This is a genomic window from Lacrimispora xylanisolvens, assembly GCF_002934545.1.
GTDB lineage: Bacteria > Bacillota > Clostridia > Lachnospirales > Lachnospiraceae > Lacrimispora > Lacrimispora xylanisolvens.
The window spans coordinates 1-2641 of record NZ_PTJA01000028.1; the positions used below are offsets into that span (position 1 = coordinate 1).

Genomic DNA, 2641 nt, shown 5'->3' on the forward strand with positions numbered 1-2641 from the left:
GTAAATGGTAAATAACCCGTCTACTTTTGGATTCCTCATAAAATTGAGATAATGGTGTAAAGTTGAAAAGTTTCTAACAAACTTTTCACACAGAACTCAAGGAGGAACTCCACATGGACACAAGACTTGCAACCAACCAGATCCGACTCAGTGAGTGGACCAGAATTATTAAAGACCGTTGTCAAAGTGGTCTGAAAGTCGATGAATACTGTGAACAGCACCAGTTATCACGTCATGCCTATTACTACTGGCTAAGAAAAGTAAAAGAAGCTGCTCTGATACATAACAGCTTTGTTGAACTGCCGGCTCTCCCGGAAAAAACTGTTCCTGTTACAATAAGTGAAAATCTTTCTACTTATCAAATGACCATTGCTATTGGAAATACTATATTGGGAGTTAGTGAATCAACTCCAATGGAACTTCTCTCCAGAGTGCTGAAGGTGGTTCGAAATGCTTAATGATGCTTCAGGCTTTAAGCATATCTATATCTGTACCGGATATGTGGATCTGCGCCGGGGGATAGATGGACTGGCATCTATGATCAGTGGCTCTTTTGAGCTCGATCCAACGGAACCCGGAAGTATTTATCTGTTTTGCGGAAGAAAAACAGACCGGATGAAAGCGCTTTTGTATGAAGGTGACGGTTGGCTGCTTTTATATAAGAGACTAACAAACGGTCATCTAAACTGGCCACGCAGTACCCAGGAAGCACAATCAATTACCCACCAGCAATTCCGATGGCTGATGGAGGGGCTTTCCATTGAGCAGAAAAAGATCATATCCAAGGTAAAACCGGAGATCTATTAACTCCCGACTATACAAAGTATCTTGACAGCTAAATCCTTTATCCTAAAGCTAAAAAACACCAGAAATATACTGAATTTCAGAGCTTTTCATGGTATAATAATCCTATGGAAAAGACTACTATTACTAAGGATGAACTGAATAATCTCTCTAAAGATATGATTGTTATGCTTTACTTGCAGCTGCATGAAAGTTTCCAGCTTATTTCGGAGCAGAATACTACCATTCAAAAGCAGAATGAGCAGATGCTCCATCAAGTTGAAAGTATGAAGGAACAAATCTCCATTCTTACACAGAATCGGTTTGGCAGGAAATCTGAGAAGACTCTGCCGATAGAAGGGCAATTATCTTTTGACCTTGAAAATCTGTGTATCCTCAATGAGGCTGAGTCACTGACTGAGAATGGAATTCCCGAAGAACTGGATATGGAAACAGTCCTTGTTCGTAAGCGCAAGCCTCGTTCCAAGGGAAAGCGTGATATCAATCTGAAGGATATCGAGACCATCATCGTACCACATGAACGTACGGAAAAAGAGCTCTCAGAACACTTTTCAAAGGGCTGGCATTATCTGCCGGATGAAATATATAAGGAGCTTAAGTATGTACCGGCTCACTTTGAAGTACTGGAGCATCACATCAAAGTATATGCTGGAAATCATGATACAGGCGGGATTCTTCGCGCAGAGGTTCCTCTGCGTCTATTAAGTCACAGCATCCTTACCCCGGAACTGGCAGGAGCCATCATTAACGCCAAATATGTCAATGCAGTACCATTAAACCGGCTTTCTGAAGAGTTTTTAAGGAATGATGTTAACATTCCAAGACAAGACATGGCCGGCTGGCTGATCCGTATTTACCAATACTATCTTGGTCCGGTACGTGACATGATGAAGGCAGAGATTATGAAAAGCCACCATATACATTGTGACGAAACTCCATTTGTAATGCCGGAAAAAAGCAAGCAGTATATGTGGGTCTACCATTCACCTGGCAGTCCGGAAAAACCACCGGTTTTCCTTTACGAGTATCCAGGAACGAGAGGGACTGCCGCCCCAAGAGAATTCCTAAAAGGATACAAAGGGACTCTTGTGACAGATGGTTATCAGGTATATCACACCCTGGCGAAAGAACGCTCTGATGATCTAAAGGTTGCAGGTTGCTGGTCTCATGCCAGAAGACGATTCGCTGAGATTGTAAAAGCCAGTGGAAAAAACGGACCTTCTACACCGGGGCAGAAAATAGCAGCTGAAGCGGTAAAAAGAATTGCTGCAATCTATCATGTAGATCATATGTATGAAAAATCATCCGATGAAGAAAGACTGGATCATAGAAAAAACTCAGTCAAGCCTCTTGTGGATGCTTATTTTGAATGGGTAAAAGAGTATGCCGGTAAAACGGGATTGGATAAGAGTTCAAAACTGGCAGGTGCTCTTACTTATTCCATCAATCAGGAACAGTTTTTAAGAGTATTTCTGGAGGATCCGGAAATACCTCTTGATAACAATGATGCAGAAAGAAGTGTCCGTTCATTCTGTGTTGGTAAACACAGCTGGCACATCATCGATTCGAAGAACGGTGCAGCGGCTAGCGCTGCCTTATATAGTATTGCTGAAACAGCAAAAGCGAATAATCTTAAACCGTATGAGTACTTCTCATATCTGCTAGAACAGTTAATGCTCTATCCAAGGAATAATGTTCCAGAAAACAAACTGGCAGAATTAATGCCTTGGTCAGATGAATTGCCAGATCGTTGTAGAAAACTAAAAACACGGTAAAGATACCGCCGCCCCAATCGGGCGGCGAACTTATTGACCTGGACTGGTTATTTACCATTTAC

At 42.0% G+C, this 2641-nt stretch carries 3 protein-coding genes; all 3 read left to right on the plus strand.

From position 1 onward, the window contains the following. Nucleotides 1-113 precede the first annotated feature (113 nt). The 3 genes from tnpA to tnpC all read left to right on the plus strand — a co-directional run bounded on the left by tnpA (nt 114) and on the right by tnpC (nt 2579). The gene (gene tnpA, locus BXY41_RS26515) at nt 114-458 is read left to right on the plus strand and encodes an IS66 family insertion sequence element accessory protein TnpA (protein WP_104439886.1); all 345 of its coding nucleotides are present in this window, start codon (nt 114-116) and stop codon (nt 456-458) included. Further along, nucleotides 451-807: an IS66 family insertion sequence element accessory protein TnpB gene (gene tnpB, locus BXY41_RS26520; protein ID WP_104439887.1), complete on the plus strand. Its 357-nt coding sequence runs from the start codon at nt 451-453 to the stop codon at nt 805-807. The genes tnpA and tnpB overlap by 8 nt, the downstream gene beginning before the upstream one ends. Before the next feature lie 104 nt (nt 808-911). Further along, a complete protein-coding gene (gene tnpC, locus BXY41_RS26525) occupies nt 912-2579 on the plus strand; it encodes an IS66 family transposase (protein WP_104439888.1) in 1668 nt (555 codons plus the stop codon). Nucleotides 2580-2641 lie beyond the last annotated feature (62 nt).

Bases quoted from the DNA above. Each gene is read 5' to 3' on its own strand.
- tnpA (WP_104439886.1), top strand. From the start codon at position 114: ATGGACACAAGACTTGCAACCAACCAGATCCGACTCAGTGAGTGGACC.
- tnpB (WP_104439887.1), top strand. From the start codon at position 451: ATGCTTAATGATGCTTCAGGCTTTAAGCATATCTATATCTGTACCGGA.
- tnpC (WP_104439888.1), top strand. From the start codon at position 912: ATGGAAAAGACTACTATTACTAAGGATGAACTGAATAATCTCTCTAAA.